Below are 17,874 nucleotides of genomic sequence, written 5' to 3'. Positions count from 1 at the left end.
AAAAATATCCTGTCATATATATATATGCCCATTCTGATCCAGTGAAAAATATTGATATTTAGTAACACTCCCTACCATATTTCTCCCCCAAACATAATTGCCTGCAGCATCCAGTTTGCACATCAGCAAGGCATTACCTCCATTGGAGGTAACTAAATCAATTCCAGGACCTGGATCAAGATCAATCGAACCACTCCCCGAGCCAAGTCCAATGTACAATGATCCACTTTCCGCAGCCTCAATGCATACTGGATAACCATATGTAAATGATTTCACCCATACAAAATTACCATTACTATCCAACTTCACAACAAATACAAACCCGGCAACCAAAGGATCCAGATTATACACTCCAGGTCCCGGATCAAAATCAGTCACAGCACTAAAATAACCGGATACAAATACATTACCACTACCATCTGCAGTAACAGAAAAACCATCGCTTACACTACCTGTACTTGCAAAGGAGCGAGCCCATTGCAACTGCCCACTAGCATTAAACTTAGTTACATAAGCTGCATCAAAACCATTGCCATCAAGCAGGTATACACCTGGCCCCGGGTCCGCATCCATAGGCCCGAAATAGGTGCCAGTTGTATACACGTTGCCCTGTTTATCAGTATTGATATCATATGGGATTGCATGAGGAGCAAACATTCCTTTAACCCACTCCAACCGTACATCCTGCGCATGAGTATTTAATACAGCAAGTAAAAAACTAAAAAATAAGAATATTGATTTCATTAAATAGTGATTTAATTATCGCTACAGGCAATAATTTCAGGCGGCAAAAGTAAGAAAATAAGAAAGGATATAATTAAATTAATTACAGGCATTAAAGCACTATATATTTATAGCCGGGAAATCCAAAACAGCCTTGAGAAAAAGATGCATCTCCGCTGCAGTTGATATAATAATAAGTCCTACCCTTCGAGGCTCGAAGGGTAGGGAAAATTATATGAATACCTTATCCTTAAAAAATCCGCTTCCGTTTGAACCAGATAAAGATCACCACACAAATAACAGCCATAAGACCGAGTACAGCAAAGTAACCATAGCGGGTCTTGAGCTCGGGCATAAAGTCAAAGTTCATACCGTATATGCCCGCGATAAAGGTAAGCGGGAGAAAGAAGGCCGAGAATACGGTAAGCAGTTTCATCACCCCATTTGTCTTCTGGGCATCAAGGTTCAGGTAAGAGTTGAGCAGATTATTGGCATTCTCCCATTCCTCTTCAAAATTCAGTACGAGATTGAGTACGGTATCGCGAACATCCTGCATAGGCACTTTCACCGGCTTGGGCATCTCGACCTGGTGCATCACATTCTGTGTAATGAGCAGCAGTTTCTTGATAATGCGGGTATGTGCTTTCTGAAAATATAATTCTTCGAGTGATACTTTGGCCCGCGTACGCAGGAAGATCGTGCGCTCCAGGTGTTCATTACGTTCCGATAGCACCAGGCTGGGTTTATCGTAGGTCCGCAGTATTTTATGAATGAGGTATATTATCAATAACTCAGACTGGGCAAATTGCTGGGGCTTGACATTGGTCAGGAAGTCAAAATCGGCACGGTGAATGGTGATCACCATTTGCGGATTGTAAAAGAAAGCAACCTTATTAGTGATATCTGTAATCGAATTGCTCTTGTAATGAAAGGCATGGGTATAGGCACGCAGGATAAGGAAGTTATAGTCATCTCCCTTTTCATACTTCGGAAGGTGACCGGCTTCCAGGCTATCTTTGACCTGATAATAATCCAGTCCGTACATTTTGGCAATACCATCCAGGTCCTCTTTCTGAGGGTCTTTAATATCGATCCACTTAAAGTTTCCGTATACCTTTTCGGTATACGCACAGGAGAATGGTACGGCCATCACAATATCTTTTTACAGGTCAGGTATAGTATAAAACAGTAATTACTGTAATAGCTTTAATTTGATCATACGTTTTACGGAAGCCTCAAACTGCTTGCCCAATGCAGAGCCTTTGGTAATCTCTGCTGCAATGAGCCTGTTTAGTTTGGCCGGATCTGCCGGCATCAAAACCAGGTCCACACCTGCTTTCGCCGCTTCCCAGTCTGCATCCGGAAAGTTTTTGGAGGCCTGCATATTCATGGCATCGGTAGTGATAATGCCTTTAAAGCCCATTTTCTCCCGCAGCAATTCGGTTACAATTTTACGTGAAGTAGTAGCGGGGCGATCATTTTCGGTATTAAAACCTTCGGGATTATTACGTACAGAAATATGTCCTACCATAACAAATACCGGTTTAGACTGGTTCATTACTTTTTCAAAAGTAGCCAGCTCGGTCATCTTACCATTGATAAATACCGATTGCTTATGGGTATCTCCGGTAACGGCGCCATGCCCGGGAAAATGCTTAATAGTAGCGGCTTTCCCGTCTTTCTGCGTCTCATCGATAAAAACGCCTGCCTGTTTCATGATTATGGCCGGGTCGTTACCAAAAGAGCGCTTGTTGATGACTGCAGCATTCTTAGCAATATCTACAATCGGCGCAAAGTTAATGCTGATCCCGATTTCATCCATCAGGTGATTGATAGTATCTACTGAAGCGCGTACGGCATCTTCTGTTTTCAGATTGGCCGTGGCATCCATCTTAGGTTGTCCGGGAAATTTATTGTGCAATAAAGTAGGCTCACAGTCGCAGGCAAACAGGGGTACCAGCCCTTCTATTTTATAACCAACCAGCTCATCGTGCTGCTTAATAAATTGGTCACGGGTACCCTTCAGAAACAAAACGTTAGCTGCATTCTGTGCCTGAACACTGGTCTTTACGGTAGTTGCATACGGATAACCCAGCATTTCGCTTGAGGCTACCATAATCATCTGTGCCGCACGTTGCTGCGGCGTCATGGCTGCATACAGTTCCTCTATCCGCTTGTCTATGGCCGCATTAGCAGCATAGTAGCGGTTACCGATATCTTCAGGTGTTTGTTTTTTTATGATCATCGGCTCGGTGCCGATATGCTTATGTTTAGCAGTCGACTGTCCGTTACAGGCCAGGGCCAGAGAAGACAGTGCTGTGAGGAGCAGTGCAGATTTTACCATAATTATATTTGCTATGCAGTTTCGTGATTCTTTTTTATACCGGCCTGTATCACCAGGGCGATCAGGATTACCAGCAGGGATCCTATTACATTAAACCACAAAAAGCCTACAACGTTTAATTTATAAATAATAAAGATAAGGACTTCCGAAATAACCGCCGCCATGAATACGGCTCTTCCTGATACAGATTTGAGGAAGAAGGCCACCAGGAATATACCCAGGATCACGCCATAGAACAGGCTGCCCAGTTCATTTACCGCCTCAATCAAAGAACCCATACGGGTTGCAAACATGGCTACCAGGATACTGAATATACCCCAGAGTAAGGTGTATAGCCTTGCCCAGCGCAGCTCCTGCTTGTCGGTCATTTGCTTATGAGATAATAATAGATGAACATCTAACAGCGTACTGGAGGACAGTGCATGCAGGGCAGCTGATATGGAGCCCCAACTAGCCAGGAATACTACGGCGAACAACAGTCCAATCATCCCTACCGGGAGATAGTTGCGTACAAAGTGGAGGAAGATATAATTGGTATCATTAGCCTCAGCCGCAACCTGGTTTTTGTCCACCATATCCCGGAAACGGGCACGGCTTTGTTCAATCTCTTTCTGCGTTTGTTGCAATAAATTCAGGTTATGACTTATGGCATTAGGATTAGGGGTATTGCGCAGCGCCACTGCTGTAGTGGCCCTCAGAGCTTGCTGCTCAGTAAGCATATTATACTGTATCGCCAGATCGGCATAGTCTGCCGGTGCCGCTTTCTGGGTAAGGGTTACAGCCTTCTCATTAAATGAGATGGGTGCTTTCTGTATCGAATAAAATGCAAACAATAAAGCGCCCAATAACAAGATGAGGAATTGCATCGGGATCTTTACCATCCCGTTCATCAGCAATCCCAATCTGCTGTCCCGCATATCCTTAGCTGATATATAACGCCCTACCTGGCTCTGATCAGTTCCGAAATAGGATAAGGCCAGGAAGAAGCCTCCGATAATTCCGCTCCAGATATTGTATTTGTCTTTTATAGAGAAATCGGTCGTGATGACATTAAGTTTACCAGCCTTGCCTGCAAGGTATAAGGCATCACCAAAACCAACGCCTTTGGGCATCGCCTGCACCAGCAGGTAGCCTGCAAAGGCCATTGAACTGATGATGATAATGAATTGTATTTTCTGTGTCTGTGCAATAGCCTTGGCCCCGCCGGTATAGGTATAGATGATCAGCAATCCGCCTACCAGTACATTGGTCAGGTAGATATTCATATCTAATATAGAGGATAGGATAATTGAGGGTGCGTATACACTGATGCCGGTTGATACGCCCCGGGAAAACAGGAATAACATGCCTGTAAGCAAACGTGTATTGCGGCCGAAACGTTGCTCCAGATACTCGTAAGCGGTATTCACATTCAGCCTTCGGAATATGGGAACAAAAACGGCCGAGATCACGATCATTGCCAGCGGCAGGCCGAAGTAATACTGCACAAAACGCATACCATCGGTATAAGCCTGTCCAGGACCGGAGAGAAAGGTAATAGCACTGGCTTGTGTGGCCATAATACCCAGCAGTACAGTGTACCAGGGCATCTGCCTGCCGGCCATAATGTAAGATTCGCGGCCTGCCCCTCTACTCTGGTACAGTCCATATATAATAATGGCCATAAGGCTGCCGATCATAATGATCCAGTCTATATAACTCATTTGTACATTCGGGTAAAAAAGGTGAACAATAAGATCAGTATGGCCAGCCACAGAATAAGGGCCAGGTACCAGCTGCGCCAGTAACGACGCTCTTTCATCTGTCCGGGATCTATTGTTTTCATGTATCGGATATCGTTCCTGCAAACCTAATCCTTTTATGCTAGGCTGCAAAAGGCTTCATGCAAAATTATTGTTGGTTTACCCTGAATTAATTACTTTTGTGCGATCAATTTCGAAAAAGTACATTATTTAATATACCAAAAACAATTTTATTACTATGGCATACGATGTAATCGTAGTAGGTAGCGGTCCTGGGGGTTATGTAGCCGCCATTCGTGCTGCACAATTAGGTTTTAAAACAGCAATCGTTGAACGTGAGAGCCTGGGTGGTATCTGCTTAAACTGGGGTTGTATCCCTACTAAAGCGTTACTGAAATCAGCACAGGTGTTTGAATACATCAGCCACGCACAAGACTACGGTGTGTCTGTAGAAGGTGCTAAGCATGACTTCGAAGCCATCATTAAACGTAGCCGTGGTGTTGCGGATAAGATGAGCAAGGGTATTCAGTTCCTGATGAAAAAGAATAAAATTGAGGTTATCAATGGTTTTGGTAAACTGAATGCAAATAAAGAACTGGAAGTTACTGCTGCTGATGGTAGCGTAACCAAACATACCGCAAAGCATATCGTACTGGCTACAGGTGCACGCAGCCGCGAGTTACCTGCTCTGCCTATCGATGGTAAAAAAATCATTGGTTACAGAGAGGCCTTAACACTGCCTGCACAACCTAAATCTATGATCGTTGTGGGTTCTGGTGCCATCGGAGTAGAGTTTGCTTACTTCTATAGTGCTTTAGGTACTAAAGTAACAATCGTTGAATTCATGGACAGAATCGTGCCTGTTGAAGATGCGGATATCTCTAAAGAACTGGAGAAATCTTTCAAGAAAAAAGGTATCGAAGTGATGACTTCATCTTCTGTAGAGAAAGCTGATATCAGCGGCGAAGGCGTAAAAGCTACTGTGAAAACAGCTACCGGAGAGATCACCCTGGAAGCAGAGATTTTATTATCTGCTGCAGGTGTAAGCACTAACATCGAGAACATCGGTCTGGAAAGCCTGAACATTGCTACTGATAAAGGTCGCGTAACTGTTGACCCTTACTACAAAACAAACGTAGACGGTATCTATGCTATCGGTGATATCGTTCCCGGTCAGGCTCTGGCACACGTAGCGATGAAAGAAGCAGTGATCTGTATCGAAGCTATTGCCCAGAAAGAAGGTAAATATAACCACATTCCAGCTGTACTGGATTACGGTAATGTACCAGGTTGTACTTATTGCAGCCCTGAGATCGCTTCTGTAGGTATGACGGAGAAAGCAGCTAAAGAAGCTGGTTACGAAGTTAAAGTAGGTAAATTCCCATTCTCTGCTTCTGGTAAAGCTAGCGCTGCCGGTGCAACTGAAGGTTTCGTAAAAGTAGTTATTGATGCTAAATACGGCGAGTGGTTAGGTTGCCATATGATCGGTGCTAATGTAACTGAGATCATTGCAGAAACTGTAACTGCACGTAAACTGGAGACTACTTACCATGAGCAATTAGACACTATCTTCCCTCACCCTACGATGAGCGAAGCAGTGAAAGATGCTATCGAAGTAGCTTTAGGCGAAGCAATTCACCTGTAGTAAAAATTTTACACAAATATTATAAAAGGGGCGATGTTATTTACATCGCCCCTTTTTACTGCGATATATATCCACAAAGGCTATTACGTAAATATAGTGTTTATATTACATATAATATATAAGTTAAAGATATATAATTATTTCACAAAATAATACTATTTTTGAAGTATGAAACATTAGTTCTACACAACTTAAAGTAATGAATGTATGAAGGCACATTTACAAACAAATCTCAAAAAACTAACCAGTAAAACCCCCAGGCGATTACGCCAGTTGGTTTTAGCCGGTGCACTTGCATTGCTTGGCAGAGAACAAGCTGTTGCACAGGTTTCTACCTATAGCTTTACGCAAAGCTCCGGAACCTTTACCCCGATCACGGGCGGTACAATGATTATTGATGGAACGTCTACAACTTCTCTTGATAGCTGGACCTCTTCTTCCATCACCATACCGGCAGTTACGGTAAATCAGGTACAGTACACAACTGCCTGGATCACTTCCAATGGCCTGTTAAAACTTGGTGGCACCTCGCCAAGCACGACCCTTTACACCGGCAACAGCACAGCTCCAGCCGGAGGTGGTGTACATTTATGCGTATTTAATGCAGATCTGAATAAGGCTACCTCTACAACGGCCTCGGAGATCCGCTGGGAAACAGTAGGTAACGAAGTGGTATTTCAATGGAAAGGCTGGTGTCGATACGGTATTACCGAAAATTTCGACATGCAGGTTCGCATCAATACCATTACCGGTGAGATCAAATATGTATACAACCTGAACTCTGGTCCGGGTACAAGTACCAGCTACCAACCACAAGTTGGTATGGCCACTTCAACTACGGATTTCAATAACCGTTCGGTTACTACCACTGCAGGCCAAAACTGGAATAACTCTATTGCAGGAACCGCCAACTCTGCAACTTGTAGATTTACGGGCAGTACAACAGATCCGAGGAATTTTGTTAGCGGTCAGACCTACCTATGGACACCTCCAACTTGTCCGGCACCTCCTAGCATTGCAAATAGTGCGGTGACTTCAGGCGGAGCAACTATTACATGGACAGCAGCGACACCGCTTCCTAGTAATGGTTATGAATACTATATAAGCACTTCCAGTACTGCTCCTACAGCATCAACAACCGCTACAGGAACAGCTTCTGGCACATCTAAAATCCTCTCGGGGTTACCTGCTGCAACACAGCAATATGTGTGGATACGTTCAGTGTGCAGTGGTTCAGACAAAAGTGTATGGACAGGACCCACAAATTTCACTACTTTGTGTGCTACACCTGTACCAGGTGCTACTATTGCTACACCGAATGCAAATCTTTGCTCTGGTAGCACAGTTGCATTTTCGCTGACTACAGTCCCTACAGGCAATGGTTTATCTTACTTGTGGCAGTCATCTAATGACGGAACCACTTATACGAGTATTACCAGTGCTACTTCCAGCACCTATACTGCTGCTGTGACCGATAGATTTTATCGTTGCAGAGTAGTTTGTAGTGCAGGGCCAGATACAGTTTATTCTACTCCGGTACAATTAAACTATACAAACAATATTATGACAGCTACCGGGGCGCAACGTTGTGGTGCCGGTACTGTAAGCCTTACTGCTACGGCTAATACCGGCGCAACGATTAACTGGTTTACAGCAGCTACCGGAGGTACATCAATCGGTACTGGTTCTCCGTTTACAACTCCTTCTATTTCTGCTACGACTACATATTATGCAGAAGCAAGTACTATTACAGCAGCTGCAATGCCGGTAGGTGCAGGTGCATTGACCAGCGGCAGCGCTCCTTACAGTCCATTTAACGGTGGTTACGGTGGCATGAAAAGCCAATACCTGTTTACTGCTGCGGAATTACAAAGTGCAGGATTTGTAGCTGGTAATATTACCAGCCTGGCATTTGATATCACTACTGCAGGTTCTGCATTGACTGGCTTCACCATTCAAATGGCCACAACTACACTGACTACATTCGGAACAACAGATATACAGGCTACGCCTACTACGGTTTATCCTTCTGCAACGTTTACTCCGGTTGTAGGTATCAATACATTTACATTTGCTACTCCATTCAACTGGGATGGCACATCCAATATCATTGTCTCCACCAGCTGGAGTAATGGAAATACCAGCAATACAAGTTCTGTTGTAAAATATGATGCAACAACAAACTTTTCTTCTCAGTCATATAGAAAAGATAGTGAGACTGCTCCTAATATGCTGGCCTTCACTGGCCCTACCGGTGCAGGTACGTATACATATGACCGCTCTCAAAACAGACCAAAGATTATTTTCAATGCCCAGTATACTTGTCGCAGTTCCCGTTTAGCTGTAAATGCAACCGTAAATACTGCACCGGTATTTGATGTAACCAACAACAAAACGGTTTGTAATAATGCGACTACTACATTAACAGTTAATTCAACTCAGGCAAGCTATAACAACGTAACCTGGAGTCCGGTAACCAATCTGTTTACCGATGCTGCAGCTACTGTTCCTTATACTGCCGGTACACATGCATATACAGTATATCAGAAATCAGCAACTGCTGGTCTGGTAACTTATATTGCTACTGCCAATAACACTACTACATTATGTGGTGCGGTAGATACCGTAAAAATTCAGACCATTCCGGCTAATGCAGCTGCAATTGCGGCTACCGGTATATTATGTAACACAGGTACAAGTGTAATTAACCTAAGCCCTGCTATTGCACAAACCGGTGTGGTATACCAATGGCAGAACTCTGCAGACAATACCACATTTGCTAACATTACAACTAATGGTACTGGCACCAGCTACACCACTCCGACCCTTACGGCTACACAATACTACCGTGCCATCGTTAAAAACAGTGACAGTGCGGTATGTTTTACCTCTGTTTCTGATACGGTACTGGTAAGTAACCCAACCATTACCGGCACAACTCCGGCTACCCGTTGTGGTACAGGTGTTGTTACGCTGGCAGCGACAGCTAATGCCGGATCTACGGTAAGATGGTATGCTGCAGCAACTGGTGGCACTTCGCTGGGAACGGGCAACAGTTTTATTACTCCGCAAATCAGTGCGACTACTAACTTCTTCGCGGAACCAGGTACCTCAGTGCCTTCTTCCATCAGAGTTGGTGCAGGAACTTCCAGCAATAGTACAACGTCATACCCTAACCCATTGAGTGCATACTATGGTGGTACTAAACATCAGATGTTATTCCTGGCCAGCGAATTGCAGGCACAAGGCCTGCTAGCAGGTAACATTACCTCTATAGCATTTGACGTTACTGCGTTTGCTGCTGCAGGTATCTGTAATGACTTTACCATCAAACTGGGTACTACAACCAATACCGCTATGACAGGTTTCGTTACTGGTACGTCAACTGTCTATAACGCCTCTTATACTCCAAGTGCTACTGGCGTAGTAACCTTCAACTTTACTACACCATACAACTGGGATGGCACCAGTAACCTGATCGTGGAAACAATTCACAATGCAGGTAACGGTGGCAATGGTTCTGGTACAACAGTAGCTTATACTGCAACAACATTCAACAGTGTTTACGCAAGAGCTATTGATAACATTACTCCTGCTACTGCTGCTGCATTTGATGCCTCAACATCAACCAGTGGAGTAACAACCACTTCTCCAAACAGACCTAATATTGTGTTTGGCGGAATAGGAAAATGTGCGGGCACCAGACAACAGGTTACTGCTACGGTAACTCCAGCTCCGGCATTTGATGTAACTAATGATAAAACAGTTTGTAATAATGCGATCACCACTTTAACGGTAAGTTCTCCGGCGGCTAACTTTAACAATGTAACCTGGACACCGGTTGCAAACTTATATACCAATGCTGCGGCAACTACTCCTTATACTGCGGGTACCAATGCCAGCACTGTATATTACAAGAATGCTACAAGTGGTACTGCAATGGTTACTGCTAATGCGCTGAACACAACATCTCAATGTGCAAACCTTGATACCGTTAAAATTCAAACTTTACCGTCAACAGCAAATTCAGTAGCAGCAGTAAAAGACTTCTGTCAATCCGGTAGTACTACATTAAGTATTACTCCTGCGATTACACAGACTAACTTCAGCTACCAATGGCAAAATTCTGCTAATAATGTTGCCTTCACTGATATCACTACCGGTGGTACCAGTGCGACATACACAACGCCGACCTTAAATGCTACACAATACTATAGAGCAGTGATCAAAAACAGCGACGGTGCGTCTTGTTTTAATACTGCATCTGATACAGTACGTGTATACAATCCTACTATATTGACCAACACTCCTGCTGAACGTTGTGGGCCCGGTGTATTAACCCTGTCTGCTACTACTGCCGCAGGCAATACATTGAAATGGTTTACCGCTTTAACTGGTGGTACTCCGGTAGGCACGGGTAACAACTTCACAACTCCAAGCCTGAGTGCCACTACAAACTATTATGTTTCGGCCGAGTCTTATTATGCTAAGAGCATCAGAATAGGTGCGGGTACCAGCAGCAATAGTACAACGTCATACCCTAACCCATTGAGTGGTTTCTATGGTGGTACTAAACACCAGATGCTATTCCTTGCAAGTGAACTGCAGGCGGCAGGACTGGTAGCAGGTAACATTAAAGCAATCTCTTTCGATGTTACAGCGATCAACGCGACAGCTACCTGTAATGACTTTACGATCAGAATGGGTACCACAAACAATACCGCAATGAGCGGATTTGTATCTGGTACTACTCCTGTATATAATGCCTCATACACCCCAACTGCAACCGGAGTGGTAACCTTTACCTTCACGACTCCGTTTAACTGGGATGGAACCAGCAATGTGATCCTTGAAACCGTACATAACTCAGGAAACGGTGGTAATGGTTCCGGTACAACAGTGGCCTATACTGCTACTACATTCAACAGTGTATATGCACGTTCTATAGACAACATAACACCGGCTACAGCTGCTGCCTTCGATGCGACAACTTCGACTTCTGGTGTAACAACTACATCAATGAATAGACCAAATGTTGTATTCCTGGGCCAAACTGCATGTATCAGCCCGAGAACAACAGTGGCGGCTACCATCAAAGCGAAACCAACTGCAGGCTTAACCCCTACCGGAACAATTAATATCTGTGCGGGACAAAGTCAGACACTGACTGCTACAGGTGGTGGTGCTTACAGCTGGTTGAACAACACTAGCCTTATATCTAGCCAGACTGCCAGTACACTGACAGTGAATCAAACAGGTAACTATAAAGCGATAGTAACCAATACCACTTCTGGTTGTAGCGATACATCTGTTGCGGCTAACGTGACTGTAAATGCTAAACCAGTTGTAAACCTGGGTAATGATACTGCGGTATGTGCTAACGTACCACTGACCTTAAATGCTGGTAACCCTGGCGCTGCTTACCTATGGAATGACAACAGTACCAACAGTACTTTAGTTGCAGCTGCTGCTGGTCAGTACCGTGTTAAAGTAACCAATAGCTTCAACTGTTCTACTTCTGACACCATCAATATCGCACACAAAGTTGTACCTGTAGTGAACCTGGGTAATGATACTATGATCTGTCACGTACAACCATTGACTCTGAATGCTGCTAACCCTGGTGCCGCTTACCTGTGGAATACAGGTGCAACCAGCCAGACAATCAGTGTAAACCAGGCAGGTACGTACTCTGTGAGTGTAACCAATGCCAGCAACTGTACCGGTACTGATGCTATCGCCATTACGATTATGCCACAACCGGTAAATGATGGTTTCAACTTTGTACCATTGTTTAACGAGGCTATGGGTAAAGTACGCTTTGAACCAATCAACCCGGCACAGAATTATACTTATGCGTGGAACTTCGGTGATGGTGTAACCAGTACCCTGGACAGCCCGGTACATACTTTCGCTGCGGCAGGAGACTACCTGGTGACTATGGATGTATCTAACGGCTGTACCGATACTTCAGTAACACTGTTGATCAGAGTTGACTTTACAGTAGGTACTGCAACCGTGGTGAAAAATAATATCGACATGAGACTGTACCCTAACCCGGCGCAGGATCAACTGAAACTGGAACTGGTTGGCGACAACATCTACTTCCGCAACATTAGTGTACACAATGTAGTGGGTCAGAAAGTGATTGATCTGAAAACGCAGAAAACAGTTACAGAAAAAATAAACCTCAGTCAGCTGCCAGCGGGTATGTATATCCTGAAAGCGGAAACTGATAAAGGTATGGTAATGCGCAAATTTGAAGTGATCAAATAAGACGCTGTTATCTCCTCTGAATGCACGATGCCCTCCATATGGAGGGCATCGTTTTTGTGATATCATTCATCAAAAAAAGGTAATGGCAGGAAGAATGCTTCCTGCCATTACCTTTTTTATATAAAGCTGTCGAACTACTTCTGTTCAGAATAGACATTGGCCAGCGTTTCTTCGACCCACTTCATGGCCAGTTTCAGCTGTTCTTCCTGGGTCATATCACTGTTATCCAGTACACGGGCATCTTCTGCCTGGCGCAAAGGACTCTCTTCACGGTTGCTGTCTATATAATCACGCATCTGCAGGTTATGCATCACATCTTCCAGATTGATGTGCTGTCCCTGTCCCTCCATTTCCATAAAGCGTCTCTTGACCCTTACGGCAATATCGGCAGTCATAAAGATTTTCAACTCTGCATGAGGGAATACTACGGTACCGATATCACGGCCATCCATTACGATTCCTTTCTTCTTACCCATCTGCTGCTGCTGCTTTACGGCAAATACCCGCACCGCTTTTATGGCAGCCACTTCGCTTACTTTCTGAGCAATGGTCATCTCACGGATATATTGTTCTACATTTTCATCATTCAGCACAATATCAGACTTCTCTGTAAGTGGATTGAACTCAAAATGCAGGTGAATATTTTCCAGAGCAGCGGCCACACTGGTCTCATTATCGAGATGCACATTATTCCGGATAAAATATAGCGTAATTGCCCTGTACATGGCCCCTGTATCAATGAAATTATAATTCAATTTCTTTGCCAAAGCCTTTGCCATAGTACTTTTCCCGCAGGAAGAAAAGCCATCGATCGCTATAATAATTTTCTTACTCATTTCTTTTAGGAATACTTTACAAAGATAGCAAGTAATAATGTATTACTTTTGAAAACCTAAAAAAATGCTGCTGTATGCGATTAAGCCTGGGCTTCAGCCCCTGTCCCAACGATACGTTTATATTTGATGATATGGTCAATAAAGACCATCCCGGATCTGATCTGCAATTCGATTTTGAGATGGAGGATGTCGAGACCCTGAATCAATGGGCGCTGGAAGGCAAATTAGATATTACCAAGATCAGTTACAGTGCATTCCTGCACCTGACCGATACATACCAGCTGCTGGATAGTGGTTCTGCACTGGGCAGAGGTGTTGGCCCCTTACTGATTACTACTAAAGAAAAATACGCATCTATTACCGATGTGCAGGCATTTATGCAGCAGGCAAAAATTGCCATTCCCGGTAAGTACACTACCGCCAATCTCTTACTGAGCCTGGCATTTCCTGAAGCAAAGAACAAAACAGAAGTACTGTTCAGCAATATCGAAGCAGAGGTGCTGAACGGCACTTATGATGCAGGCCTCATTATTCATGAAAGTCGCTTTACCTATGCCGACCGCGGACTGGAGAAGCTGATGGATTGCGGTGAATGGTGGGAACAGACTACTGGTGCTGCCATCCCTCTGGGCGGGATCATCATTAAAAAAGATCTGCCGGAAACTGTTAAGCAAGAAGTACAGCAAATGATCTCGGACAGCGTGGCCAAAAGCTGGGAACGCTATCCCGAACTATCCGCGTTTGTACAGGACAATGCACAGGAGATGGAAGAAGAGGTGATGCGCAAACATATCAATCTGTACGTAAACCAGTACACCACCTCTTTAGACACCGAGGGTGCTGCTGCAATAGAAACATTATTCAAAAGAGCATTTGAAGCAGGTATCATTCCCAGCCTGCCGCAACAATACATGATTTAAAACAATAAGCATCCGCTATGAGCGGATGCTTATTGTTTAGGCATATCTGACCAGAAATTACTTTGCGTTCTTCGTCACGATCTTAATCACTCCATTACGGGCTTTGTCTCCGTATTGCTCCACAGATGCCGCATCTTTCAATACCTGAACAGATACGATTGTTCCAGGATCAATGTCAGACAATGCTGCATTTTCTTTGATGACATCATCAATAATGATCAGCGCTTTTACTGCCGTTTGCTGGTCATTGGTTACAGTAACCTGTACTTCTTTTCCGGATGTTCCCGGCATTATGGTGATCTGCTGTGCAGTTACCTTTACCTCACCCTGCTCCATAGCTACATCCGACGCTTTGATCGCAATGTTTACCGTTTCCGGCTGTGCATGCTTCTGTGCGGCGGCAGTTTCTAAAAGCATATGCTTGGTCACCTGCACTTTACCATCTTTATCCGCTTTTACCGTAACCGTATTTTCCGGTTTTATAATTTTACCGGAATGATCGGCTTGCTGTTCCGGAACAGCGGCTTGCTGCGTTTGTTTAATCACAATTTTCTGCTGTTGGGCAAAGCCTGCAGAACTGATCAGGGCTGTAGCCCCAAGCAAGGGCAAAGCCAGCAGATAAGAAAGTTTAAAACCGGATTGGGTTTGATTTTTGTTCATCATATTGAGTCTGTTTTTCAGATTAGTAAAAAGAAAGGCATTGGTTAAATGTATATACCGGTTATGGGTAGCGGTATGTAACAAGCTATACTGGTATTGTGTTCTGTCCATTACGGTTGTAATCATTACCTCGTCTGTAAGGTACTCCAGGTTTTGTGTTACCGCTTGTCTCAATAATGGCATCCAGGGGTTATACCAGAAAATGATCTGCACCAGCTCTGTCAGCAGCATATCGATGGAGTGCCCGCCGCGGATATGTACCTGCTCATGCAGCAATACCGCGTCCAGCTGTTCTGTATTTAAAGTAGACGGATTGAGATAGATATTGCCCATAAATGCGAATGGGGCAACAGGTAACGATACCTCTCGAAACACAATACCACTGTGGCTGGTGGCCGTACTCAAAGCATGTATCCGGTAGATACCATATAGCCGGATCAGTAAGCGAACGCAGCCCAAGGCCATACCTGCAAAAAGAAGTACAGACAAGCCTGTAACAATCAAATTCGGGCTACTAAAGGGTTGTGTAGCAAATGCATCTGGTATAAAAGGTTTGCTATCCTGGGCTGTTACATATAGCACAATTGCCGGTCTTTCAAAAAAAGGCAGACGCAAAAATGGTATACTCACAGATAAGCATAGGCCGATAAACAAGAGCCATCGGTTAAACCGGTAAAAAGTATAGCGGCCATATACGGTATGGTAAAGGATGATCAGTAATACAAGACATGTATTGGCCACCATAAGAGATATGAATAAAGACGGGCTCATATTATTTCGTTTTACCCTGTTCGATCAATGCAATAATCTCTTTCAGTTCCTCGGCAGATAGTTTGTTGTCCTCTACAAAAAAGTTCACCAGTGCTTTGTAAGAGTTCTGAAAATAATCCTGGACAATATTGCCCATATGCACTTTCTTATATTCCGGTTCAGGGATCAACGGTTCATACCGCCAGGCATTGGCATACTTCACCGCCTGCACATACCCTTTACGCTCAAGATTTTTAACGGTAGAGGCCAGTGTTGTATAAGGAATCTCATTTTGCGGCATCGCCTGCTGAATGTCTTTTACAAAACCTCCATTCAATTTCCAGATGGCCAGCATAGCCTCTTCTTCCTGTATCGTCAGCTTTTCCATGTCTACATATTTTTCGTAAATCTACGAATATTTCGTAATTAAACAAAAAAATTATGTGCATAAAAAAGCAGCCACCTTTCGGTGGCTGCTTTTTTAAATTATAATAGTTTAGCACTCTGGCAGGGCAAGGCTGATATTCGTAGCCAGGCCGCCATCGGCAGTTTCTTTATATTTAGTATTCATATCCAGTGCGGTTTCCCACATGGTTTTTACTACCGCATCAAGAGATACTCTTGCATTGTCCGGATTGCTCTGGAGGGCCAGTTGAGACGCTGTAATTGCCTTAATTGCCCCCATGGTATTGCGTTCAATACAAGGCACCTGTACCAGGCCGCCTACAGGATCGCAGGTCAGTCCCAGGTGATGTTCCATTGCAATCTCTGCTGCCATCATGCACTGACGCGGACTACCACCCAGCATTTCGGTCAATGCTGCTGCGGCCATCGCAGAAGATACTCCGATCTCTGCCTGGCAGCCACCCATTGCAGCAGAAATGGTTGCTCCTTTCTTGAATATGGAGCCAATCTCACTGGCACAAAGCAGGAAGTGGTAAATTTTATCAGCATCATTGCCGCTACAAAATGCAATATAATACATCAGCACAGCAGGAATTACACCGGCAGCACCATTAGTCGGAGCGGTTACCACACGGCTGAACGAAGCATTCTCTTCATTTACCGCCAGGGCAAAACAGCTTACCCAATCCAGGATATATTGAAAGGAAGCGGGCTTTTCCTGGATCGCCTGCAACCATTCTTCATAATTATTATAATTGCTACCCTGTAATAAGCGTGCATTCAGTTTAGCCGCTCTTCTGCTTACATTCAGCCCACCGGGCAGTTTACCATCAATATGGCAACCACGGTATATACAGGACTTCATTGTTTCCCATATCTTCAGTACACCATCACGGGTCTCCCGTTCAGGTCTCCAGGCCAGTTCGTTCTCATGTACGATCTCCGAAATGCTCAAACCGGTCTTAATACACCAGTGCAGCAGGTCCTGCGATTTTTCGATAATAAATGGCAACTCTACTTCAGATGAGGCATTACCGCTCACACCTTCCTGCACCACGAAACCGCCACCGATAGAATAGTAGGTCTCTGCAACCTGTGTACCGTCATTGAGGGTACATAAAAAAGTAAGGGCATTGGGATGGAAAGGCAGGCTCTCATTCATCAGGAAGACAACATTATCCTTAGGCTGGAAAGGGATTTCCTGTACACCACCCAGATTCATGATACCGCTATCAGCGATCTGATCAATCGTAGGATAGATCTGGTTTACATCGAAGGTTACGGGATCGGCACCACATAAACCAAGTATTACAGCGACATCTGTTCCATGCCCCACCCCTGTTTTAGCAAGTGAACCATATAACATTACACTCACTGCACTTACAGACGAAAGCCCATAACGCTGCTGAAGCGTATCCAGAAATTGTAATGCGGCTCTCCAGGGTCCAAGGGTATGTGACGAACTCGGCCCTACGCCGATCTTAAACATGTCAAAAACAGATATATTCTCTCTAGTACTCAAGCAGATAATTTTAGCGATCCAAAATTAAAACAATGATCCCACAAAACAATT

Annotated in this window: 12 protein-coding genes; 3 read left to right on the top strand and 9 right to left on the bottom strand. The window is 44.3% G+C overall.

Translation table 11 applies throughout. The features are described from left to right. Positions 1-12: 12 nt before the first annotated feature. The 5 genes from EMP01_RS08360 to EMP01_RS15765 all read right to left on the bottom strand — a co-directional run bounded on the left by EMP01_RS08360 (position 13) and on the right by EMP01_RS15765 (position 4,892). On the bottom strand, positions 13-744 hold the full coding sequence (locus EMP01_RS08360) for an NHL repeat-containing protein (protein ID WP_129021054.1): 732 nt from the start codon (positions 742-744) through the stop codon (positions 13-15). 229 nt (positions 745-973) lie between these two features. Continuing rightward, a complete protein-coding gene (locus tag EMP01_RS08355; protein ID WP_129021053.1) occupies positions 974-1,873 on the bottom strand; it encodes a CorA family divalent cation transporter in 900 nt (299 codons plus the stop codon). Between the two features lie 42 nt (positions 1,874-1,915). Next, on the bottom strand, positions 1,916-3,067 hold the full coding sequence (locus EMP01_RS08350) for a glycoside hydrolase family 3 N-terminal domain-containing protein (protein ID WP_129021052.1): 1,152 nt from the start codon (positions 3,065-3,067) through the stop codon (positions 1,916-1,918). 11 nt (positions 3,068-3,078) lie between these two features. Beyond that, a complete protein-coding gene (locus EMP01_RS08345; protein ID WP_129021051.1) occupies positions 3,079-4,770 on the bottom strand; it encodes a sodium:solute symporter in 1,692 nt (563 codons plus the stop codon). Further along, on the bottom strand, positions 4,767-4,892 hold the full coding sequence (locus EMP01_RS15765) for a hypothetical protein (RefSeq protein ID WP_262707776.1): 126 nt from the start codon (positions 4,890-4,892) through the stop codon (positions 4,767-4,769). The genes EMP01_RS08345 and EMP01_RS15765 overlap by 4 nt, the downstream gene beginning before the upstream one ends. A 155-nt stretch (positions 4,893-5,047) precedes the next feature. Here EMP01_RS15765 and lpdA point away from each other — a divergent pair, with 155 nt between their 5' ends. Further along, positions 5,048-6,454, top strand: a complete 1,407-nt coding sequence (gene lpdA, locus EMP01_RS08340) for a dihydrolipoyl dehydrogenase (protein ID WP_129021050.1) — start codon at positions 5,048-5,050, stop codon at positions 6,452-6,454. Positions 6,455-6,661: 207 nt separating this feature from the next. Then, complete coding sequence (locus tag EMP01_RS08335; RefSeq protein ID WP_129021049.1) at positions 6,662-12,730, top strand: Ig-like domain-containing protein; 6,069 nt, start codon at positions 6,662-6,664, stop codon at positions 12,728-12,730. A 134-nt stretch (positions 12,731-12,864) separates the two neighbouring features. Here the strand turns inward: EMP01_RS08335 and cmk are convergent, their stop codons facing one another. Then, positions 12,865-13,566, bottom strand: coding sequence for a (d)CMP kinase (cmk, locus tag EMP01_RS08330; RefSeq protein ID WP_129021048.1), 702 nt, complete (start codon positions 13,564-13,566; stop codon positions 12,865-12,867). A gap of 74 nt (positions 13,567-13,640) precedes the next feature. Here cmk and EMP01_RS08325 point away from each other — a divergent pair, with 74 nt between their 5' ends. Next, a complete protein-coding gene (locus EMP01_RS08325; RefSeq protein ID WP_129021047.1) occupies positions 13,641-14,486 on the top strand; it encodes a 1,4-dihydroxy-6-naphthoate synthase in 846 nt (281 codons plus the stop codon). Between the two features lie 57 nt (positions 14,487-14,543). Here the strand turns inward: EMP01_RS08325 and EMP01_RS08320 are convergent, their stop codons facing one another. From EMP01_RS08320 to EMP01_RS08310, 3 genes are all read right to left on the bottom strand, one after another. Continuing rightward, the gene (locus EMP01_RS08320; RefSeq protein WP_129021046.1) at positions 14,544-15,917 is read right to left on the bottom strand and encodes a M56 family metallopeptidase; all 1,374 of its coding nucleotides are present in this window, start codon (positions 15,915-15,917) and stop codon (positions 14,544-14,546) included. Between the two features lies 1 nt (position 15,918). Next, on the bottom strand, positions 15,919-16,284 hold the full coding sequence (locus EMP01_RS08315) for a BlaI/MecI/CopY family transcriptional regulator (protein ID WP_129021045.1): 366 nt from the start codon (positions 16,282-16,284) through the stop codon (positions 15,919-15,921). Positions 16,285-16,392: 108 nt separating this feature from the next. Further along, positions 16,393-17,823 carry an L-serine ammonia-lyase gene (locus EMP01_RS08310; protein ID WP_262707775.1) on the bottom strand — a complete coding sequence of 477 codons (1,431 nt, stop codon included), beginning with the start codon at positions 17,821-17,823 and terminating at the stop codon, positions 16,393-16,395. Positions 17,824-17,874 lie beyond the last annotated feature (51 nt).

Origin of the sequence: Edaphocola flava (genome assembly GCF_004118155.1) — a bacterium.
GTDB classification, from domain to species: domain Bacteria; phylum Bacteroidota; class Bacteroidia; order Chitinophagales; family Chitinophagaceae; genus Edaphocola; species Edaphocola flava.
Note: the sequence above shows the minus strand (reverse complement) of the source record. Positions and strands in the feature narration are given on the sequence as shown.

What these genes read in the sequence shown, in the direction of transcription:
- EMP01_RS15765 (WP_262707776.1), bottom strand. Translation starts at nt 4,892, where the DNA reads ATGAAAACAATAGATCCCGGACAGATGAAAGAGCGTCGTTACTGGCGC.
- EMP01_RS08360 (WP_129021054.1), bottom strand. Translation starts at nt 744, where the DNA reads ATGAAATCAATATTCTTATTTTTTAGTTTTTTACTTGCTGTATTAAAT.
- EMP01_RS08320 (WP_129021046.1), bottom strand. Translation starts at nt 15,917, where the DNA reads ATGAGCCCGTCTTTATTCATATCTCTTATGGTGGCCAATACATGTCTT.
- EMP01_RS08325 (WP_129021047.1), top strand. Translation starts at nt 13,641, where the DNA reads ATGCGATTAAGCCTGGGCTTCAGCCCCTGTCCCAACGATACGTTTATA.
- EMP01_RS08355 (WP_129021053.1), bottom strand. Translation starts at nt 1,873, where the DNA reads ATGGCCGTACCATTCTCCTGTGCGTATACCGAAAAGGTATACGGAAAC.
- cmk (WP_129021048.1), bottom strand. Translation starts at nt 13,566, where the DNA reads ATGAGTAAGAAAATTATTATAGCGATCGATGGCTTTTCTTCCTGCGGG.
- lpdA (WP_129021050.1), top strand. Translation starts at nt 5,048, where the DNA reads ATGGCATACGATGTAATCGTAGTAGGTAGCGGTCCTGGGGGTTATGTA.
- EMP01_RS08350 (WP_129021052.1), bottom strand. Translation starts at nt 3,067, where the DNA reads ATGGTAAAATCTGCACTGCTCCTCACAGCACTGTCTTCTCTGGCCCTG.
- EMP01_RS08335 (WP_129021049.1), top strand. Translation starts at nt 6,662, where the DNA reads ATGAAGGCACATTTACAAACAAATCTCAAAAAACTAACCAGTAAAACC.
- EMP01_RS08315 (WP_129021045.1), bottom strand. Translation starts at nt 16,284, where the DNA reads ATGGAAAAGCTGACGATACAGGAAGAAGAGGCTATGCTGGCCATCTGG.
- EMP01_RS08345 (WP_129021051.1), bottom strand. Translation starts at nt 4,770, where the DNA reads ATGAGTTATATAGACTGGATCATTATGATCGGCAGCCTTATGGCCATT.